Here is a 16,766-nt window from a genome sequence, read left to right as displayed (position 1 = left end):
ATTATACGAAAAAAGCCGAGAAAAATCTCAGACTTGTTTCGCTATCAATTTGACTTGGCGAACTGGGCTTGTTGCAACTGGTAGTAGTAGCCCTGTTGCGCCATCAGTTGATCGTGACTGCCAATTTCGACAATTTGACCTTGATTGAGGACTAAAATCTTGTCGGCATTTTTAATCGTTGACAGGCGGTGGGCAATGACAAAACTGGTGCGTCTCGTCATCATCTTTAAGAAAGCCTGCGAAATCTTTTGCTCCGTCAAAGTATCCACGGAACTTGTCGCTTCGTCCAAAATCAGCATATCTGGTTGGCTGATCATGGTTCTGGCAATGGTTAAAAGCTGACGCTGACCTTCAGAAATCTTGAGAGCGTGGGCCCCAACTTGTGTCTCTAACTTATCTGGCAAACGCATGACGAAGTCGTACATGTGTGCTTCTTTCAAGGCGGTGTAGATTTCTTCATCTGTCGCATCTTCACGACCATAGCAGAGATTGGCACGCAGTGAACTACCAAATAACCAGGTTTCTTGTAAAACCATGCCAAAACTTTGGCGCAAGCTATCGCGCGTCATGTCACGAATATCAGTTCCATCTATTAAAATCGCACCCTTATCCACATCGTAAAAACGCATCAAAAGGTTGATCAACGTCGATTTACCGGCCCCTGTTTTTCCGACAATAGCGATCATCTCACCCGGTGCTACCTTGAGTGAGAAGTCAGTAATCAAAGCTTGACCAGGATTATAACCAAAGCTAACATCTTGAAAATCAATGTCACCCTTGGCGTGCGTTAAGACATGCGCATCGGGAGCGTCCTGTGTTTCAATCGGCTGATCCATGAGTTCCTGAGTCCGTCTCAAGCCAGCAAATGCAGTCTGAATCTGTGTCGTAATCCCTGAGATCTCGATGAAAGGCTTAGAAAACTGACTGGCATAGATGGTAAAACTAGAGATGACACCAATCGTGACTGCGGTTGAGCCGTTGAGCGCCATGAGACCACCGACACAGCCCACTGACAGATAGGCCAAATGGTCTACAAAACGTGACAGGGGATTGGTCAAAGCAGAAGAAAACTGTGCTTTCTGACCTTTGACATAGAGGTCTTGGTTCAAGTCCTCAAATTGGGCTTGATTGGCTGTTTCTCGTTGAAAAGCCTTAACCGTTTTCTGGTTGCCGATCATTTCCGTGATATAACCCGAAATGTCTCCGATAATCTGTTGTTGACTCACAAAGTCTTGCTGTGATGCTCGCGCAACGAGCCATGAGACCAAGAAAATAATCGGTGTTGAAATCAAGACAACCAAGGTTAAAATCGGACTGAGATAGAGCATAAAGACTAAGGCCACAATGACCACGGTGATCCCTGAGAAGAGTTGATTAAAGACGGCAGCACTTGCGACTGAGATATTATCCATATCATTCGTGAAACGGCTGACGATATTGCCATGAGCGGTTTGATCATAATAGCGTAGTGGTAACTGGTTCAGGTGTTCATAAGCATCCTTTCGCAGGACAGCAACCGACCGATAGGCCAGGCGATTACTGAGGCGCTGGATGAGCCATTGGCTGATGACTGTTACGATTAAGACACCGACGAGCAAGACTAAGATGTGTCTCAAAATCGGAAAATTAACTTGTCCACGATGGACCATCTGATCGACGCTAAGGCCGATATAATAAGTCATCAAAACGACGGTGATCCCACTGACTAAGCCAAAAATGATGGACAAGATGAGCTCTAGGCGAAAGGCAAGTAAGTAAGGTAAGAAGAAACGCCATGAGGCTGTTTGTTTTGATTTAGTCATGTTCCTCCTCCTGTGATGCAACAATCGCTTGATATTCTGATGAACTTAAAAGAAGCGCTTCGTGAGTCCCTTTGCCAACTAAGCGGCCGCTGTCTAAGACTAAGATTTCTTTAGCTTGCTGAATCGAGCGAACACGCTGAGAAATAATGATCATCGCACTATCTAAATCACGTGCTAATGCTTGACGCAAGTCCAAATCTGTCTGATAGTCCAAGGCAGAAAGCGAATCATCTAAAATCAAAAGATGTGGTTTGCGGATCAAGGCCCGGGCAATGGTTAAACGTTGGCGTTGACCACCTGAGAAGTTTTTACCATTTTCCATGACCATGGTATCCAAGCCTTCTGGTAGTTTTTCGACAAATTCTCGACACTGAGCTGTCTCCAAGGCTTGGAAACAGCCTTCATCTGTTGCATCTGCTTTTCCCCACTGCAAGTTCTCACGGATCGTGCCATGAAAGAGGACTGCGGTCTGCGGAACGAAAGCTATTTGGTGGCGTAAAGCCGCCAAGTCCCATGCTTGAACATCTAAACCATTGACCGTAATCCGCCCTGCAGCTACGTCGTAAAAACGAGGGATGAGCTGGGTCAAGGTGGATTTACCACTACCGGTTGGACCGGTGATGCCGAGGAATTCGCCTGGTTGGAGGTTGAAACTGATGTCTTGTAGAGCCAGACCACCGTTTGCATCGTAGCGGAAGTCGACGTTTTCAAAGCGGATGAAGTCTGGCTGACTAGGTGCGGTTTGGGCTTGATCAGGTTGGGTTAATGAAGGTGTCGTGTCGAAGACTTGGTTGACGCGTGCGGCAGAGGCGGCGGCGCGTGTGAAGATGACGACCAAGTTTGAGACGACGATCAAGGCGAGGAGCATTTGGTTCATGTAGTTGATGAGGGCGAGGACTTCACCTGGTGCTAAGTTACCAGTATTGACCTTGAAACCGCCGATGTAGATCAGGGCGACAATGCCGAGGTTCATGACTAGTGTCGTTGCAGGCGACAGCAAGGCCGACAGATTGGTCACGCGTTGGTAGACATTTGCCAGATCATCGGTTGCGTCATCGAAACGTTTGACCTCTTCTTTTCGGCGGGCAAAGGCACGAATGACGCGCACCCCGCTAAGGTTTTGGTTGACCAGTTCATTGAGCTGGTCTAACTTTTCTTGGACGCGTTTATAGAGTGGCACACTGTAGCGCACGATGAAAAACAAGATGATGCAAAAAATTGGTAGCAAAATGAGGTAGAGCAAGCCTGTTTGCCAATCAATATAAAAGGCCATGATGACAGAGCCGATACTCAAAAATGGTGCCCGAACAACCAAACGAATCAGCATGGCTAAGGCGAGCTGAAGCTGGTTGATGTCACTGGTTAGGCGTGTAATCAAGGTATCTGTCCCGAACTGGTTCAGGTCTTGATGAGACAGTTGATTGATTTTTTTCATGAGCTGGGTGCGGAGCTCAGTACCGAAACCTTGTGATGCGATTGAGGCATAGTACTGGCAGATCACCGCACAGATCATCCCGATGACTGACATAGCCACCATCCAGCCGGTCATCTGCCAAACGGTCGCCTGATGCCCGGCCCTCACCCCTTGGTCAATCAAGCGCGCCATGAATAATGGCAACACCAATTCAAAGGCGGCTTCTAAAAATTTGAAAAAGGGACCCAAAATAATCTGCTTTCGGTATGCCTTTGCATAACGCAATAAATGTATCAAAAAAATTCCCCTATCTTTTCCTAATTACCTCTATTGTAGCTCAATTACTAGTGGATAGCAAAAAAGTTTTCTGTGAATTTAATGCCCTAAACTCTCCCAAACCACTGCATACAATAGAAAAAGCTGACAGCAAATCAGCAGCTATCCCTCATATTTTCAGGATATCATAAGCCATCCTGAAACAGCCCATCACCACAAGTCTCTCTTTCTAAATACAAAAATTGAGTTTTGAAAAGCAAAAAAAACCGACTTTCGAAAAACTCAGTTATCAGGAACTTTTGATATGAATTATGTTGTAGGTTAGTGGCTATGGTTGTGAAAGCTACAAGTTCAGCAGCGAAAACTAAAGATGGATTTAGTGTCAATATATGCATCAGTTTTTTCCTACTTTACTTGATATGATAGCTCACGAATTCGTTAAAGATATACCAATTTATACTATTTTTTACTTATAGCTTATGTAATTGCTAAATATTCCATAAAAAAATTATTTTTTATTTAGTCTATACCATATTTTTCAAAACAGGAAAATGATATCATCTTACATAGCTTAAAATCACTTTCTATTTAACTTTTAATACTGTTACTCCTGTCTTTTTAATCACTTTTGCATTATAATGGTGCTAACTGATGCTTTACAACAAAATTTTTTATGGGGGAAAAATGACTAATCAACTGAATAAAATCGGAAAATCTGCACTCTCAATCATCAATAGCACCATTGTCGTGCTGCCATTTATGATTTTTATCCAAATCGCTAGCAAAGGTTCGCTTCTTGCTGTTCTACCTTTTGTTTTATTTTACACTTTCAGAATGACAGGTATTTTCTTAATCAGGGGGATTAAGACTAGCTTTAATAGTTACACGCTATTAAAATTTTCACTCTGCTGCGGTGCGCTAGGGTGTTTACTTGGAGCATTGGGATCACTTTATTTTCCTTTATATATCATCTCTGGGTTTTTATTAGGCTTAAGCGGTGCTTGGCTACCGATGTCTAACACGTCAATCACTTACTTTCTCAAAAAGAATCATCGGTTAACACAGACTCATCTGCCACTTTTACTTGGGATGTTTCTGTTGATTGGTTGCGTTCTATTCTTTCCGGCTCCTTTTAAATACTTAGGGTTCTTCCTTTTATATGGCATCCTCTATTTATTTTCTTTCCGTAACATGGATCAGCTGACTGATTACCAAGTTGAGACAGATGATTTAGAAGGCGTATCTTACAAATATCTTGTTCTCTTTGCTATCTTTTCTTGCTTAATTTTCTTTTTAAGGGCTAGTCGTCTTCTCTTTAATAATGTAGAATTTGACTATTTCATCTACGGCTTCTTTTTCCTAATTATCCTATACATGATTGTCTCTAGCATTTTCAAGGATAAGATTCATAGAAAGATAGCATCTAAGTTAACTTACCTAACTTATCTCAATGGGGCTGTGGGTAACTATTTGTTTTTATTCTGTTCTTTATATGCTGCTGGGTATTATGGTCATAAGCAGTTGTTTCTGCAGTTTTACTTGCCCTACATTTTGGGGATCATTCTTGCAGCTAGGGTTAGGACTTTGTTGGGTAGAAACGTGATGCAATATGCTTTATTAGGTGTCGTGCTGGGATTAGGTGTTATTGCGTTTACGCCTCTATTCCCAGTGGGTGTCCTTTTGACGAGTACGTTTAAGGGGGCTTTAAATGCCTGGACTACTGCGCAGTATGAGGGGATTGCTACTATTTCTGAAGATAAAAGGATTTGGGTTAAATATAGCTTGCAGAATATCGGGAGCATTTTGCATCAGTTTCTCTTAATGCTTTTGGGGTCATTCATTATTCTTCAGGATGGCTTTTCTATCAGAAGTTTCTTTGTCATCACTAGTACGCCGGTTCCCACACTGAGAAGTATGCAACTGATGACGTCGTGGAATCTGATTGCAACGTCGCTTATTATCTTGCTTATTTTGATTTATGCTGCTGTTTATTTACGGCCAAAGAAACACTAAAAAATAGTCTGGGATAAAAGTCTTCAGTCTCTAAAAGAGAAAAGCAAACTGGGCAATAGAATCAAGACTGCCAGTATGCTCTTCTCTTTTTTCATACTGTTTCCCAGAAAGAATACCGATTTGGTATAAAATCAGTGATTTTTTAACCAATTTCGAATTGTTTATCACAACTTGATGATGCTATTTTACAAAGTATCAAAAAACTATATAGAAATAGACTATGACCAATTTCAATTAATATTGAAGATTGCTCATAGTCTATTTTTTGTGGACTTTTGTCCCAACCTCATTTTATAGATAAGTCAAATGCGTCTTGGCATCGTTTATTTTTGCTTTTTAAGTCTTTTGTAAAAAGTGATTAGGAATAGTGCCGCAATAAAAAATAATTATAACTAAAAAATTCTATTTTATTAAACGTTTGATTCGCACCGTAAAACTAGAAAATAGGCGATATATTCGAAATGTTACAACTGATTTCAGGAGTGTTAGGAAAGCAATAAAAAATAGCAACCAATCGGTTACTATTTCTAAGTCTTATTTAACTTCCTTAAAGAAGCTGTGCTGATTATCATTTTTCATAACTGTTCAAACCGTTGCTATTACGGCATATCTGGAAAAGTATATAATCATCAATAATTACCAAATATCACTTATACCAAGTTTGATATGTGGTAAATATGTTATTCATTCTCCATGATAAGCTCTACAAAAATGCCGAAAACAGAAAAAAATTTTTTTCTACTACTCATTTAATAGGCTATATTGATTATATCAAGGAATAATTTACTTTTCAAAAGTTACTTTTAAGCTGTGATTTATTAGCATGAAACAAAAAAACAAAGCCACATCATAATCACTTTGCTTTTAAAAATCTATCCAAAATATCTTACAACAAATTATTTGATTCCCAATTTCTTCTTTTTACTATATTATCTATACGTTCTTGCAAATCTTTTGAAGCAAATCTATAATAATTTTTTATAATGAATTTAACTTCTTCTTCTGATACCAATTTTTCGGGAGATTCAAAAAATGACACTAATTCTAGTTTTAGTTCAACATTGTCATTATCAAGTTCTATTGCACGCCTTAAATGATTCAAAGCAATATTTTCAGCTCCCTCAAATGATACGAGACTTACACTTAATACTCTTGAAGCAGTTAAATGATGTGTCCATGTCTTATTTTCTTGAATAAGTTGTAAAATTAAGAAGTAGTAACTCATGTTTTGCGAATCTATTGCTAACCAAATTAACGCTTCTCGTAACACCTCATCATCAAGAGGTTTCAAAATATTTATAGTTTTATTAAAGTCTCGTTCGTTTTCTAAAGACTGCTTAATGTCTTCTAGTAGTTTACCCATGCGTTACTTATCCTTACCTTTCCGTTCATCTCCACGTACGTAACGGTTATTGATTGCCATATGTTATTCACAAAGAAAAAACCTTAGAAACATGAGTTTCTAGGGCTTTTTCAATGTTGAATTATTTAACTTCCTTAAAAATAACGTGTTTACGCAATTTTGGAGAGTATTTTTTAAGTTCAAGACGGTCAGGGTTGTTACGTTTGTTTTTTTGAGTCAGGTACAAACGTTCGCCAGATTCTTTGTGTTCAAGAGTAATATTTACGCGCATCTTAGTTTGTCCTTTCTATTATTTTGTAACTTTTTTACCTTTGTAATATCCTTTGAGGGATACACGGTGGCCGCGGCTGTAATCACCAGTTGTTTCATCAAATGAAACTGTTGGTGCTGTCATTTTATAGTGCGTACGACGTTTGTTTTTCTTAGATTTCGATGTGTGACGTGCAGGTACTGCCATTGTCTTAAATCTCCTTTGGTTTTATTAGATAATGTTGCCTTGATTTCTCAATACTTATCTATTCTATCAAAGTCTAGACAAGAAATCAAGCATTTTTGTCAAGTATTTTTACTTGACGCGATTTCAGCCTAAGTTTTCATCTTCATCACTTGATTAAAGCATAAAACCAGCAATACCGTCACCACGACCATGACCACGGCGACGCCCGTGTGATGAATGTAAACCGAAAAACTGACCAGACTGCCAGACAGAACGCTTCCGATCGGATCTGTGATGGTCACGAAGCCTGAGTAAGTCCCGATTTTCTCCTCGTTCATCAGGTCGGCGCGCAGGCTTTGCGAGGATGGCACGAGGATCATCTCACCAATCGTCATGACAATGGATGCTAAGATAAGCGATATGAAGCTGTTCATTAAAAAGCCGGCAGCAAATCCTAGCCCTTGTAATAAGGCTCCGGTGGTGAGGCTTCTTCGCTCCGACCACTTGGTGGTGAGTTGGTTGACAAAGGTCATGCTGAAGATTATGATGAGGGTATTTAACATGACAAATATGGTCAACATTCTCTGGCCATAAATTTCAAAGCCAAAAATCGTCGTTGTTTTGAAACTGTCTGACAAGTGAACTGGAAGATAGAAGTCAATATTGCCAAAAATCACCTTGTTTAAGATGACAGCGCCGATAAACAAGAGGAAGATTTTATCCCGTGCCACGACGCCATAGTTTTGAATGAAACTTTCGCGTTCTTTTTTGGCTTTGGGTGCTGGCACGAAACTCTCGCTGATTAAGAAATACTTGATACTGCCATTAATCAGTTGCGCGATTAGCAAACCTAAAAGCAACTCAAACAAGTAATCTCTGAACAGCCAGCCACTGAGTGCTGCCCCAAAGGTAGTCGAGACGTTGATGATCCAGTAACTCAGACTGTAGACATATTTTCGGTTGCTTTCATCCGAGACATCTATGATCATGGCGTTATCTGCCGCAGATTCAAAAGAAAAACCAAAATTTAAAAGAAAAAAAACCAACAAATGTTGTCCAAGGATTTTGGAAGATCGGACTATTTGAGAACACCGCAATTAAGGCGCCCGCTACTGAGATTGTCGAGCCGATAAGGAGAATTGGTCGCCTACCATGCCGATCTGCCAAATGACCACCATAAAGACCGATAAAAAAACTAGAGACACTTGAAATAATGAGGAGTACACCCGTAATCGCCCCACCTAGATAATGATTGTAGTAAATCGTCATACTCGATCCGACGGTGCTGTAGCCCAAAACCCCGATAAAAGTCATGAGAATCCGGAGTTTGAGCGTCCGATTGAGTCGCATAAATGTTGTCATGAAAAACTTCCTATTCCTAAAGTTATTGCTTAATTATAGCAAAAAAAGCCTTATTTGTCGGCTTTTTTCTGGTATCTTATAGTTTTTCAAGCTCAGCAATCCGTGCATGTGTTGTATCGAATTTTGTTTGATAATCGGCTTGTTTAGCTTTTTCTTTTTCGACAACTTCTGGTTTGGCATTGGCAACGAATTTCTCGTTAGAGAGTTTACGTGAGACCATGTCCAATTCTTTTTGCCATTTGGCTAATTCTTTTGTCAAACGGGCAATTTCATCTGTGATGTTGATCAATCCTGCAAGTGGCAAGTAAATTTCAACGTTTGATAGAACCGCAGTCATGGCTTGCGCTGGTGCTGTGATGTCAGCTGAAATCTCTAAGGTTTCAGGATTTGTGAAACGTGTCAAATAGTTGCTATTTTCTTTCAAGAAGGCTTTGATTTCAGCGTTTTCTGTCTTGATCAGCATTGGCACGGCTTTGCTTGGTGCTGTATTCACTTCAGCACGGATATTTCGAACTGACTTGATGATGTCTTTCAAGACTTCTACACCACGAACGGCTGCTTCATCTGAAAATTCTGGACGAACTTCTGGATAGGCCGCAACGACTAGGCTCCCCTCAATCAAGCCAAGGTTTTCCGAAATTTCTTCGGTCACAAATGGCATGATTGGGTGGAGAAGACGCAAGATTTGGTCTAGGACATAGACAAGGACGCTACGTGTCACATCTTTTTCTGCCTCATCTTCACTGTAAAGGACTTCTTTTGTCAATTCAACATACCAGTTGGCGAAGTCTTCCCAAATGAAGTTATAGAGGGCACGGCCTGCTTCACCAAATTCAAACTTATCAAAGTTTTTCGTGACATGGTCAATCGTTTCATTGAGTTTGGTCAAGATCCAACGATCCGTCACATTGCCTGCTGTTTTTTGCGCTACTTTATCAACATTGGCATAGGTATCTGCTGCGCTGAGTGTTTCCTTGTTCATGATGATGTAGCGCGAAATGTTCCAGATTTTGTTAATGAAATTCCAAGCAGCATCCATTTTTTCGTAAGAAAAGCGGACGTCTTGACCCGGGGCAGAACCATTTGACAAGAACCAACGCAAGGCATCAGCACCATATTTTTCGATAACGTCCATGGGGTCAATGCCGTTACCTAGCGATTTCGACATTTTACGGCCTTCTTCATCCCGAATCAAACCGTGGATGAGAACGTCTTTAAATGGGCGTTCGTTTGTAAATTCCAAACTTTGGAAAATCATGCGGCTGACCCAGAAGAAGATGATATCATATCCCGTAACGAGAGTTGACGTTGGGAAGTAACGCTTGAAGTCTTCGGCTTCCTCATCTGGCCACCCCATGGTTGAAAACGGCCATAAAGCTGATGAGAACCATGTATCCAAAACGTCAGAATCCTGTGTCCAACCGTCACCTTCTGGTGCTGTTTCACCGACGTACATCTCGCCGTCTGCGTTATACCAAGCAGGGATTTGATGTCCCCACCAGAGTTGACGTGAGATCACCCAGTCATGAACGTTTTCCATCCATTGTGTGAAAGTGTCATTGAAGCGTGGTGGGAAGAATTCAACCGCGTTATCTGTTTTTTGGTTAGCGATGGCATTTTTAGCCAGCTCATCCATTTTAACAAACCATTGCGTTGATAGACGTGGTTCCACAACGGCACCTGAACGCTCAGAGTGACCGACACTGTGGACCATTTTCTCGATTTTAACGAGTTGACCCATCTCATCAAGTTTGGCAACGATTTGTTTGCGCGCTTCAAAGCGGTCCATGTCCGCAAATTCTGCCGCAAGTTCATTCATTGTGCCGTCATCGTTCATGACATTAATCATTGGCAAGTTATGACCTTGAGCGTTGAGGCGTTCAACAACATCAAAGTCGTTGGGGTCATGCGCTGGTGTAATTTTTACAACACCTGTGCCTTTTTCCATGTCCGCGTGTTCATCTGTGAGGACTGGGATTTCGCGGTTAACAAAAGGTACGGTCACAGTTTTACCGATGATATCTTGGTAGCGTTCATCTTTGGCATTGACAATGACTGCCACATCGCCGAGCAAGGTTTCTGGACGTGTTGTTGCGATTTCAACATTGCCTGAACCATCTGTCAAAGGATAAGTGATGTGGTAGAACGCACCTTCGACATCTTGGTGGATAACTTCGATATCTGAAAGCGCTGTGCGGGCTGCTGGATCCCAGTTGATGATGAATTCACCACGGTAGATAAAGCCTTTTTCGTAAAGTTTAACAAAAACTTTTTTAACCGCTTTTGATAGGCCTTCATCTAGGGTGAAACGTTCGCGTGAATAATCAAGCGATAGCCCCATTTTGCCCCATTGTTCTTTGATCGTTGCGGCATATTCGTCTTTCCATTCCCAGACTTTTTCTAGGAATTTTTCACGACCGAGATCATAGCGTGAAATACCTTGCTCACGCAAACGTTCTTCAACTTTAGCTTGTGTGGCAATGCCAGCATGGTCCATCCCTGGTAACCAAAGTGTGTCATAGCCTTGCATGCGTTTGGCACGGATGATGATATCTTGAAGCGTTGTATCCCAAGCGTGTCCGAGGTGAAGTTTACCTGTGACATTTGGTGGTGGGATGACGATACTGTAGGGTTTGGCTTTTTTATCGCCACTTGGTTTGAAGACGTCAGCTGCGAGCCATTTATCGTAGCGACCTGCTTCTACTTCTGTTGGGTTGAATTTTGTTGATAGTTCTGTCATGTTATACTCCTGTTTCTTTGTTTTTTATAGCTTTAAATTATTTTATATTATTTTCAATTCAGTGAAAATACCACCGAAATATTGATACTATTTTCAGTTGAGTGAAAATAGAAAACAATTATTGACATTACTTTCACTCAAGTGAAAATAATGGATAGAAATATTTCAAATTTCCTGTTGACCGTTAATGATTTTTATCACCTACCCCACAAACTTAACATTAATCACAATAACCGCAGCAATCAATATCAAAAGCAGCACGGTAAAGGCAATATGTCGTTTTTTGTGCATGAGGATGATGGCGACAAATTCGCGGATGAAAGCATTGGGGAGGAAATATCTGGCTGTTCTACTGCCTAATCCCTCACTCTTTAGACCGACTTTTTTAGCAAATAGACCCGCTCTAAAGATGTGGTAATCATTACTGACAAAGGTACTATGATACGGCTTGCCTTGGCTTCTTTCGTCCATTAGGGCTTTTGAAAACTGCAAATTTTGTAGGGTCGTTTTACTGTTTTCTTCCGTGATAATCTCAGACTTCAGCATGCCTTGTGATAAGGCATAGTTTTCCATACCTACCGCCTCTGGCAGTTTTTCGTCTTGACCTTGCCCCCCACTCATGATGAGCAGTGGCTGTTTCCCTGTTCTTGCAAGCTGTTCCTTTGCAAACGTCAAGGCTGCATCTATTCTACCTGCAAGCAAGGGCGTGACGGTCTCGCCGTTAATCAGCCCCGCGCCTAGGACGATCAGATAATCTTGATCGAACTTGGGTTTGAGGTGATTAAAGAGGAGGCTGCTGGTGAGGATGGTCATGAAGCTGAAGAAATAATAGATGAGGAAGATGGCAATCACCATGTAGATGTAGGCGAAAATGCTGCCATCTTTGAGCAAGAAATGTTGGAAAAGGATCAAGAGAAGGCCTGCGATGCCCAGTAAAAGGGTCAGCATGTTACCAAGCGAGCGACTTTCTTTTTTCCAGACGGTGCGGGCGTTCCAAAGGAGGTAAATGATCAAGGCATAGCCGCCAAAGGACATAAGGACGAAGGCCATAATCCCAATGACAAAGGTAAGGATGATTGGGAGCGGTGTGGAGAAGGGAAAGCAGAGGATAACGATGTAACCGATGGTGATGACGATACTCAAATTAAAGACATAGCCTGTAAGTAAGCGGCGTTTATCTTTGTGAATGATGAGATAAGAGATCAACCAGGATCCTAGAACCAAGACTAGCATGAAGGTGAAAAAGGCACCTAGATCTATTTTGCTGTAGGTGATGACTGTGTCGACCAACAGAACTGCTCCTAACCATAGGGCGAGCGCAGTCAAACGAAATCTGACTTTTTTGATGCGAACTAGAACCAGATAAATGATAAGTGCCAAAATTAAAAGAAGGTCTGGGATGATAACCATGCTGATGCCTTTCTATCAAGTAAACGTGTTGATGGCGATGGTGACTGTCCGAGCGCGGACAAAAAGCGCCCTAATCTATTATGATTAGGGCGCTTTCACGTGGTACCACCTAAATTCCCAGACATCATATGTCTGGACACTCAATTTTTTTATTTATACTCATTTAACTATTGAGTATACGATTGTCAAGAAGCAACAATCATGAGGACGTTTGTAGGATTTTCAGCTTCCTCCCACTCTCTTGATAAACGCGGTCTCATGAAACTCTTCTCGTTTCCTTTATTCTATCAATTTTTGATCAGAAAGGCAATCCTTTAGTGAATTTACCAAGTTTTTGTTCAGTTGTTTTATCAATGTCAACCAAGGCAGCGTTGACAGCTTGTGTGATCATGTCTGACAAGGTTTCTGCATCTTCTGGATCAATCAAGTCTGAAGCAATGTCAATCTGCGTCATTTTACGGTCACCTGTGAAGGCAACCTTAACCAAGTCTTGCGCAGATGTCCCGTAGAAAGTTGTCGCTTCAATTTCAGCTTGCGCAATTTTCATATTTTTTTGCAAGTCTTGGGCTTGTTTCATCATTTTTTGCATATTCATCATCGTAATCTATATCTCCTTCATTCACGCGCCTTGATGGCTTTATATATTTTTATCGCCTCCTATTACCTACTATATAAAATAAACAATAGAAGCGAGCTCACTATTTCAATTATAGCATTTTCTATCTTTAATTTGTAGTTAGACATAGCTTGTAAATCTACAAACATCAATAAAACAAAGGATTAATAAAGCAAGCCATCTTTATTCGACAGATTATCCAATACTTGAATGAGTTTGGTGAAATTATCATTGATGACCGATTTTTTCAAGAAAGCATATTGCACATAGAACATTTCTCGATCTTCTGAGACTAATGAGATTTCAACGAGTCCTTTCATATTTTGAAAGGGTAGATAAGGCGTCATCAGCGTAATGCCAACATTTGATTTGACGAGTTGGCCTATTGTATTAATATCAGAAAAATGGACTAAGACCTTGGCTTTCCCGTGATGCTTATCATTTAAGTGATCAAAGGCTTTGGTATGCGACAAGCCGTCTTCCAATAAAATAAACGGATAGGCCAGTGCTTCTTCAAATGTAATTTGAGATTTTTGAGCTAAGGGATTATCTTCCGAAACATAAATTTTAAACTCATAGCTGTAGAGTAATTTGACATTCAAATCAGGATGTTGGATGGGCGTCACACTCCCAAGTAAACTGAGTTCCAGTTGACCTGATAATAACTTACTGAGTAAATCCGTTGAACTTCCTGAAATCAATTCAAAATTTGAAATGAAATCAACATTATCTTCCGTCTTAAAGAGTTTAGAGAAAACTCTTGTTTTGATTAATGACGGAAAACCAACATAGACTTTTTGCTGTTTCGCATGTTCAATGGCTTTTTCAATCATCTTAAATTCTTCCAAAATACTCTTCAGTTGTTTTTTCAGAATTTTCCCTTCCCTAGTTAAGAGAATCGAGCGATGGAGAGAACTCTTTTCTATTAAGTTACAACCGTAGTACTCTTCTAGCCTTTTAACGGCATAACTAACACTCGGTTGACTGACATTAAATTTTTTGGCGACTAGTGTAAACGACAGCACATCACCCAGAAAACTAAAGTACTCGAAATCTCTTAAATTCATTTTGGCTTTTCCCCTTGTTTTACATTCTAGCATATTATAGAAAATATGTTAGCTTAATTTTTTGTAAAATTTATAGGTTATAAGCAAATTATATGATAGCTATTCGAGTTGACTATAAACTACTTCAAGCGATACACTATGACATGTAATCAATATTTTAATTCTGGGGGAGCAAATGAGTAGCTATCAGGTCATCATCATACCATACTTAAATAAAGGGTCGACAGTTGATACAACTGTCTAAAAAAATAAGTCAATCGACTCATTTTACGCCTACACGCACCAACCGTTTTTAGAATTTCAAGCCTAATGCTTCTGATACTAAAAATGGCGATAAAAAAGAAAGAGAGCTCTACACATGAATAACTGGACAAATGAAATTATTAACCGTTTAGATACTGCCTACAATGCACGTTTTGAAAAAGAAAAATCATTGGTTTTCTTGAATGACGCTTATCAAAACTTGCTCTTCCTTAAATTAAAATACGCCATTGATGAAGATGCTGAACTCTCTAACTTCGCAACTTCTTTCATGGAAGTCAGAGATTTGTTTATCAATGAATTAAGCGATCGCTATCCTGAAAATTATGCCCAAGTGGCTTGCCAAATTCAAAAATTGCATGACTTAAATGGTCATATGTCAACGAACGTCTAGGAAGAGGTCTACCAACCATTGAATAACACGAATGAAAAATTATTTAACAAAGGCTTCATCGCGATTACTTTTATTAACTTTATTGTCTACTTAGTCTACTACCTTTTAATGGTCATCATTGCTGTGATCGCACAAAGTAACTTGCATGCCTCCCTAGGTCAAGCTGGATTAGCATCTGGTATTTATATTATCGGCACACTACTTGCGCGATTACTCATTGGTAAAAAACTAGAATTAATCGGCAGGAAAGCTACCTTAAGATATGGCGCCTTGTTTTATTTGCTTACAACAATTGCCTACCTTTACGTCCCAGTCATTCCAGTGCTCTATCTTGTCAGATTTTTAAATGGTTTTGGCTATGGTGCTTTATCAACTGCGACAAATACCATTGTCACAGCTTATATTCCAAAAGCGCGACATGGTGAAGGCATTAACTACTATGGCTTGAGTACAAGTTTAGCTGCAGCGATTGGCCCTTTTCTTGGTTTGATTCTATTAAATACAACCGATTTTCACTTTATTGTCGCTTTTTCAATTGTCCTCGTTTTGATTATCACAATAATGTGCTATTTATTCCCAGTTAAAAACGTGAAACTTTCAGAAGAACACATCAAAGCACTTAATAAAAGTTCTTTCGATAGCTTCATTGAAAAAAAAGCATTATTTATTGCCTTTATGGCCTTCTTAATGGGACTTTCTTACTCAAGTGTCCTCGCTTTCCTATCATCCTATGTTAAAGTCATTGATTTAGTACAGGTCAGCTCTTTATTTTTCGTTGTTTATGCCTTGGTCATCACCTTTACTCGACCACTTTCAGGCAAAATATTTGATAATCTTGGCGAAAAATTTGTCATGTATCCTAGCTACTTATTTTTAAGTGCCGGTCTCATTTTACTGAGCATGACAACCAGCAGTTGGTTGCTCCTAATCTCAGGTGGCGTCATTGGTCTAGGCTACGGTACTTTCATGTCAAATGGACAAGCCGTTTCTTTAAAGACTGTTAAAGACGAGCATCGGATCAGCGTCGCCCTCTCTACTTATTTTATTGGGCTAGACCTTGGTTTGGGTATCGGTCCTTATGTATTAGGGGAATTAAGAACTTTCCTATCTTTCCAAAATATCTACTTAGTTGCAAGTATTTTACCAATCATTTGTATGGTACTTTACAAAATTTATACGTCTAAGAAAGCTGTCAAAGCAGCACTATAAGATACTATCAAGACGCTAGGACAAAAGTCCTCAAAAAAAGGCTATGAGCAATCTTCAATATTAATTGGAATTGACCATAGGCTATTTTTGTATAGCTTTTTGATACATTGTAAAGTAGCATGATCATGTTGCAAGAGATAATACCAAATCGGTATTCTTTTGGTAAAACAATGCGAAATCGGTGAAAAAATTCTGATATGAACCCTAAAACACAAAAAAACCGAGCGCTAGGCTCGGTTATTAGTGCGGAGAAAGGGACTTGAACCCTCACGACCAAAGTAGGTCACAGGATCCTTAATCCTGCGCGTCTGCCAATTCCGCCATCTCCGCGAAACAGTACTTTATTAGTATATCAAAGTAGCTGACACTCGTCAAGAGTTTTTTGAAAAATATTGACGTTTTT

General features: G+C 40.1%; 12 protein-coding genes, 1 tRNA gene and 1 pseudogene. 3 read left to right on the top strand and 11 right to left on the bottom strand.

Going from position 1 to position 16,766, the window contains the following annotated elements:
* Positions 1-44: 44 nt before the first annotated feature.
* Complete coding sequence (locus LRA01S_RS05730) at positions 45-1,802, bottom strand: ABC transporter ATP-binding protein (protein WP_061774657.1); 1,758 nt, start codon at positions 1,800-1,802, stop codon at positions 45-47.
* Positions 1,795-3,513 (bottom strand): ABC transporter ATP-binding protein, encoded by a 1,719-nt coding sequence (locus tag LRA01S_RS05725; protein WP_061774656.1) that lies wholly within the window; start codon positions 3,511-3,513, stop codon positions 1,795-1,797. The genes LRA01S_RS05730 and LRA01S_RS05725 overlap by 8 nt, the downstream gene beginning before the upstream one ends.
* 663 nt (positions 3,514-4,176) lie before the next feature.
* Between LRA01S_RS05725 and LRA01S_RS05715 the strand changes: the two genes are divergently transcribed.
* Complete coding sequence (locus LRA01S_RS05715) at positions 4,177-5,505, top strand: hypothetical protein (protein WP_061774654.1); 1,329 nt, start codon at positions 4,177-4,179, stop codon at positions 5,503-5,505.
* Between the two features lie 886 nt (positions 5,506-6,391).
* On the opposite strand, the gene LRA01S_RS05710 is transcribed toward LRA01S_RS05715, so the two are convergent.
* From LRA01S_RS05710 to LRA01S_RS05670, 8 genes and pseudogenes are all read right to left on the bottom strand, one after another.
* A complete protein-coding gene (locus LRA01S_RS05710; protein WP_061774653.1) occupies positions 6,392-6,868 on the bottom strand; it encodes a hypothetical protein in 477 nt (158 codons plus the stop codon).
* Between the two features lie 121 nt (positions 6,869-6,989).
* Positions 6,990-7,139, bottom strand: coding sequence for a 50S ribosomal protein L33 (rpmG, locus tag LRA01S_RS05705; RefSeq protein WP_003135293.1), 150 nt, complete (start codon positions 7,137-7,139; stop codon positions 6,990-6,992).
* Between the two features lie 18 nt (positions 7,140-7,157).
* Positions 7,158-7,325 (bottom strand): 50S ribosomal protein L32, encoded by a 168-nt coding sequence (rpmF, locus tag LRA01S_RS05700; protein WP_003138753.1) that lies wholly within the window; start codon positions 7,323-7,325, stop codon positions 7,158-7,160.
* A 128-nt stretch (positions 7,326-7,453) separates the two neighbouring features.
* A pseudogene (locus LRA01S_RS05695) lies at positions 7,454-8,573 on the bottom strand (MDR family MFS transporter).
* Between the two features lie 169 nt (positions 8,574-8,742).
* Positions 8,743-11,406 carry a valine--tRNA ligase gene (locus LRA01S_RS05685; protein WP_061774650.1) on the bottom strand — a complete coding sequence of 888 codons (2,664 nt, stop codon included), beginning with the start codon at positions 11,404-11,406 and terminating at the stop codon, positions 8,743-8,745.
* 201 nt (positions 11,407-11,607) lie between these two features.
* Entirely contained in the window at positions 11,608-12,816 is a 1,209-nt protein-coding gene (locus tag LRA01S_RS05680) for a YdcF family protein (protein WP_061774649.1), read from the bottom strand.
* A 298-nt stretch (positions 12,817-13,114) separates the two neighbouring features.
* Positions 13,115-13,414 carry a YbaB/EbfC family nucleoid-associated protein gene (locus tag LRA01S_RS05675; protein WP_061774648.1) on the bottom strand — a complete coding sequence of 100 codons (300 nt, stop codon included), beginning with the start codon at positions 13,412-13,414 and terminating at the stop codon, positions 13,115-13,117.
* Positions 13,415-13,596: 182 nt separating this feature from the next.
* A complete protein-coding gene (locus LRA01S_RS05670; protein ID WP_061774647.1) occupies positions 13,597-14,499 on the bottom strand; it encodes a LysR family transcriptional regulator in 903 nt (300 codons plus the stop codon).
* Between the two features lie 358 nt (positions 14,500-14,857).
* Here LRA01S_RS05670 and LRA01S_RS05665 point away from each other — a divergent pair, with 358 nt between their 5' ends.
* Together LRA01S_RS05665 and LRA01S_RS05660 are read left to right on the top strand one after the other, a co-directional pair.
* Entirely contained in the window at positions 14,858-15,154 is a 297-nt protein-coding gene (locus tag LRA01S_RS05665) for a hypothetical protein (protein ID WP_061774646.1), read from the top strand.
* An 18-nt stretch (positions 15,155-15,172) separates the two neighbouring features.
* The gene (locus LRA01S_RS05660) at positions 15,173-16,363 is read left to right on the top strand and encodes an MFS transporter (RefSeq protein WP_061774645.1); all 1,191 of its coding nucleotides are present in this window, start codon (positions 15,173-15,175) and stop codon (positions 16,361-16,363) included.
* Positions 16,364-16,607: 244 nt separating this feature from the next.
* Here the strand turns inward: LRA01S_RS05660 and LRA01S_RS05655 are convergent.
* A tRNA-Leu gene (locus tag LRA01S_RS05655) sits at positions 16,608-16,693 on the bottom strand.
* Positions 16,694-16,766 lie beyond the last annotated feature (73 nt).

This window comes from Pseudolactococcus raffinolactis NBRC 100932, assembly GCF_001591765.1.
Classification (GTDB): domain Bacteria; phylum Bacillota; class Bacilli; order Lactobacillales; family Streptococcaceae; genus Pseudolactococcus; species Pseudolactococcus raffinolactis.
Note: the sequence above shows the minus strand (reverse complement) of the source record. Positions and strands in the feature narration are given on the sequence as shown.

What these genes read in the sequence shown, in the direction of transcription:
- LRA01S_RS05665 (WP_061774646.1), top strand. Translation starts at nt 14,858, where the DNA reads ATGAATAACTGGACAAATGAAATTATTAACCGTTTAGATACTGCCTAC.
- LRA01S_RS05670 (WP_061774647.1), bottom strand. Translation starts at nt 14,499, where the DNA reads ATGAATTTAAGAGATTTCGAGTACTTTAGTTTTCTGGGTGATGTGCTG.
- LRA01S_RS05675 (WP_061774648.1), bottom strand. Translation starts at nt 13,414, where the DNA reads ATGATGAATATGCAAAAAATGATGAAACAAGCCCAAGACTTGCAAAAA.
- LRA01S_RS05730 (WP_061774657.1), bottom strand. Translation starts at nt 1,802, where the DNA reads ATGACTAAATCAAAACAAACAGCCTCATGGCGTTTCTTCTTACCTTAC.
- LRA01S_RS05680 (WP_061774649.1), bottom strand. Translation starts at nt 12,816, where the DNA reads ATGGTTATCATCCCAGACCTTCTTTTAATTTTGGCACTTATCATTTAT.
- LRA01S_RS05710 (WP_061774653.1), bottom strand. Translation starts at nt 6,868, where the DNA reads ATGGGTAAACTACTAGAAGACATTAAGCAGTCTTTAGAAAACGAACGA.
- rpmF (WP_003138753.1), bottom strand. Translation starts at nt 7,325, where the DNA reads ATGGCAGTACCTGCACGTCACACATCGAAATCTAAGAAAAACAAACGT.
- LRA01S_RS05715 (WP_061774654.1), top strand. Translation starts at nt 4,177, where the DNA reads ATGACTAATCAACTGAATAAAATCGGAAAATCTGCACTCTCAATCATC.
- LRA01S_RS05685 (WP_061774650.1), bottom strand. Translation starts at nt 11,406, where the DNA reads ATGACAGAACTATCAACAAAATTCAACCCAACAGAAGTAGAAGCAGGT.
- rpmG (WP_003135293.1), bottom strand. Translation starts at nt 7,139, where the DNA reads ATGCGCGTAAATATTACTCTTGAACACAAAGAATCTGGCGAACGTTTG.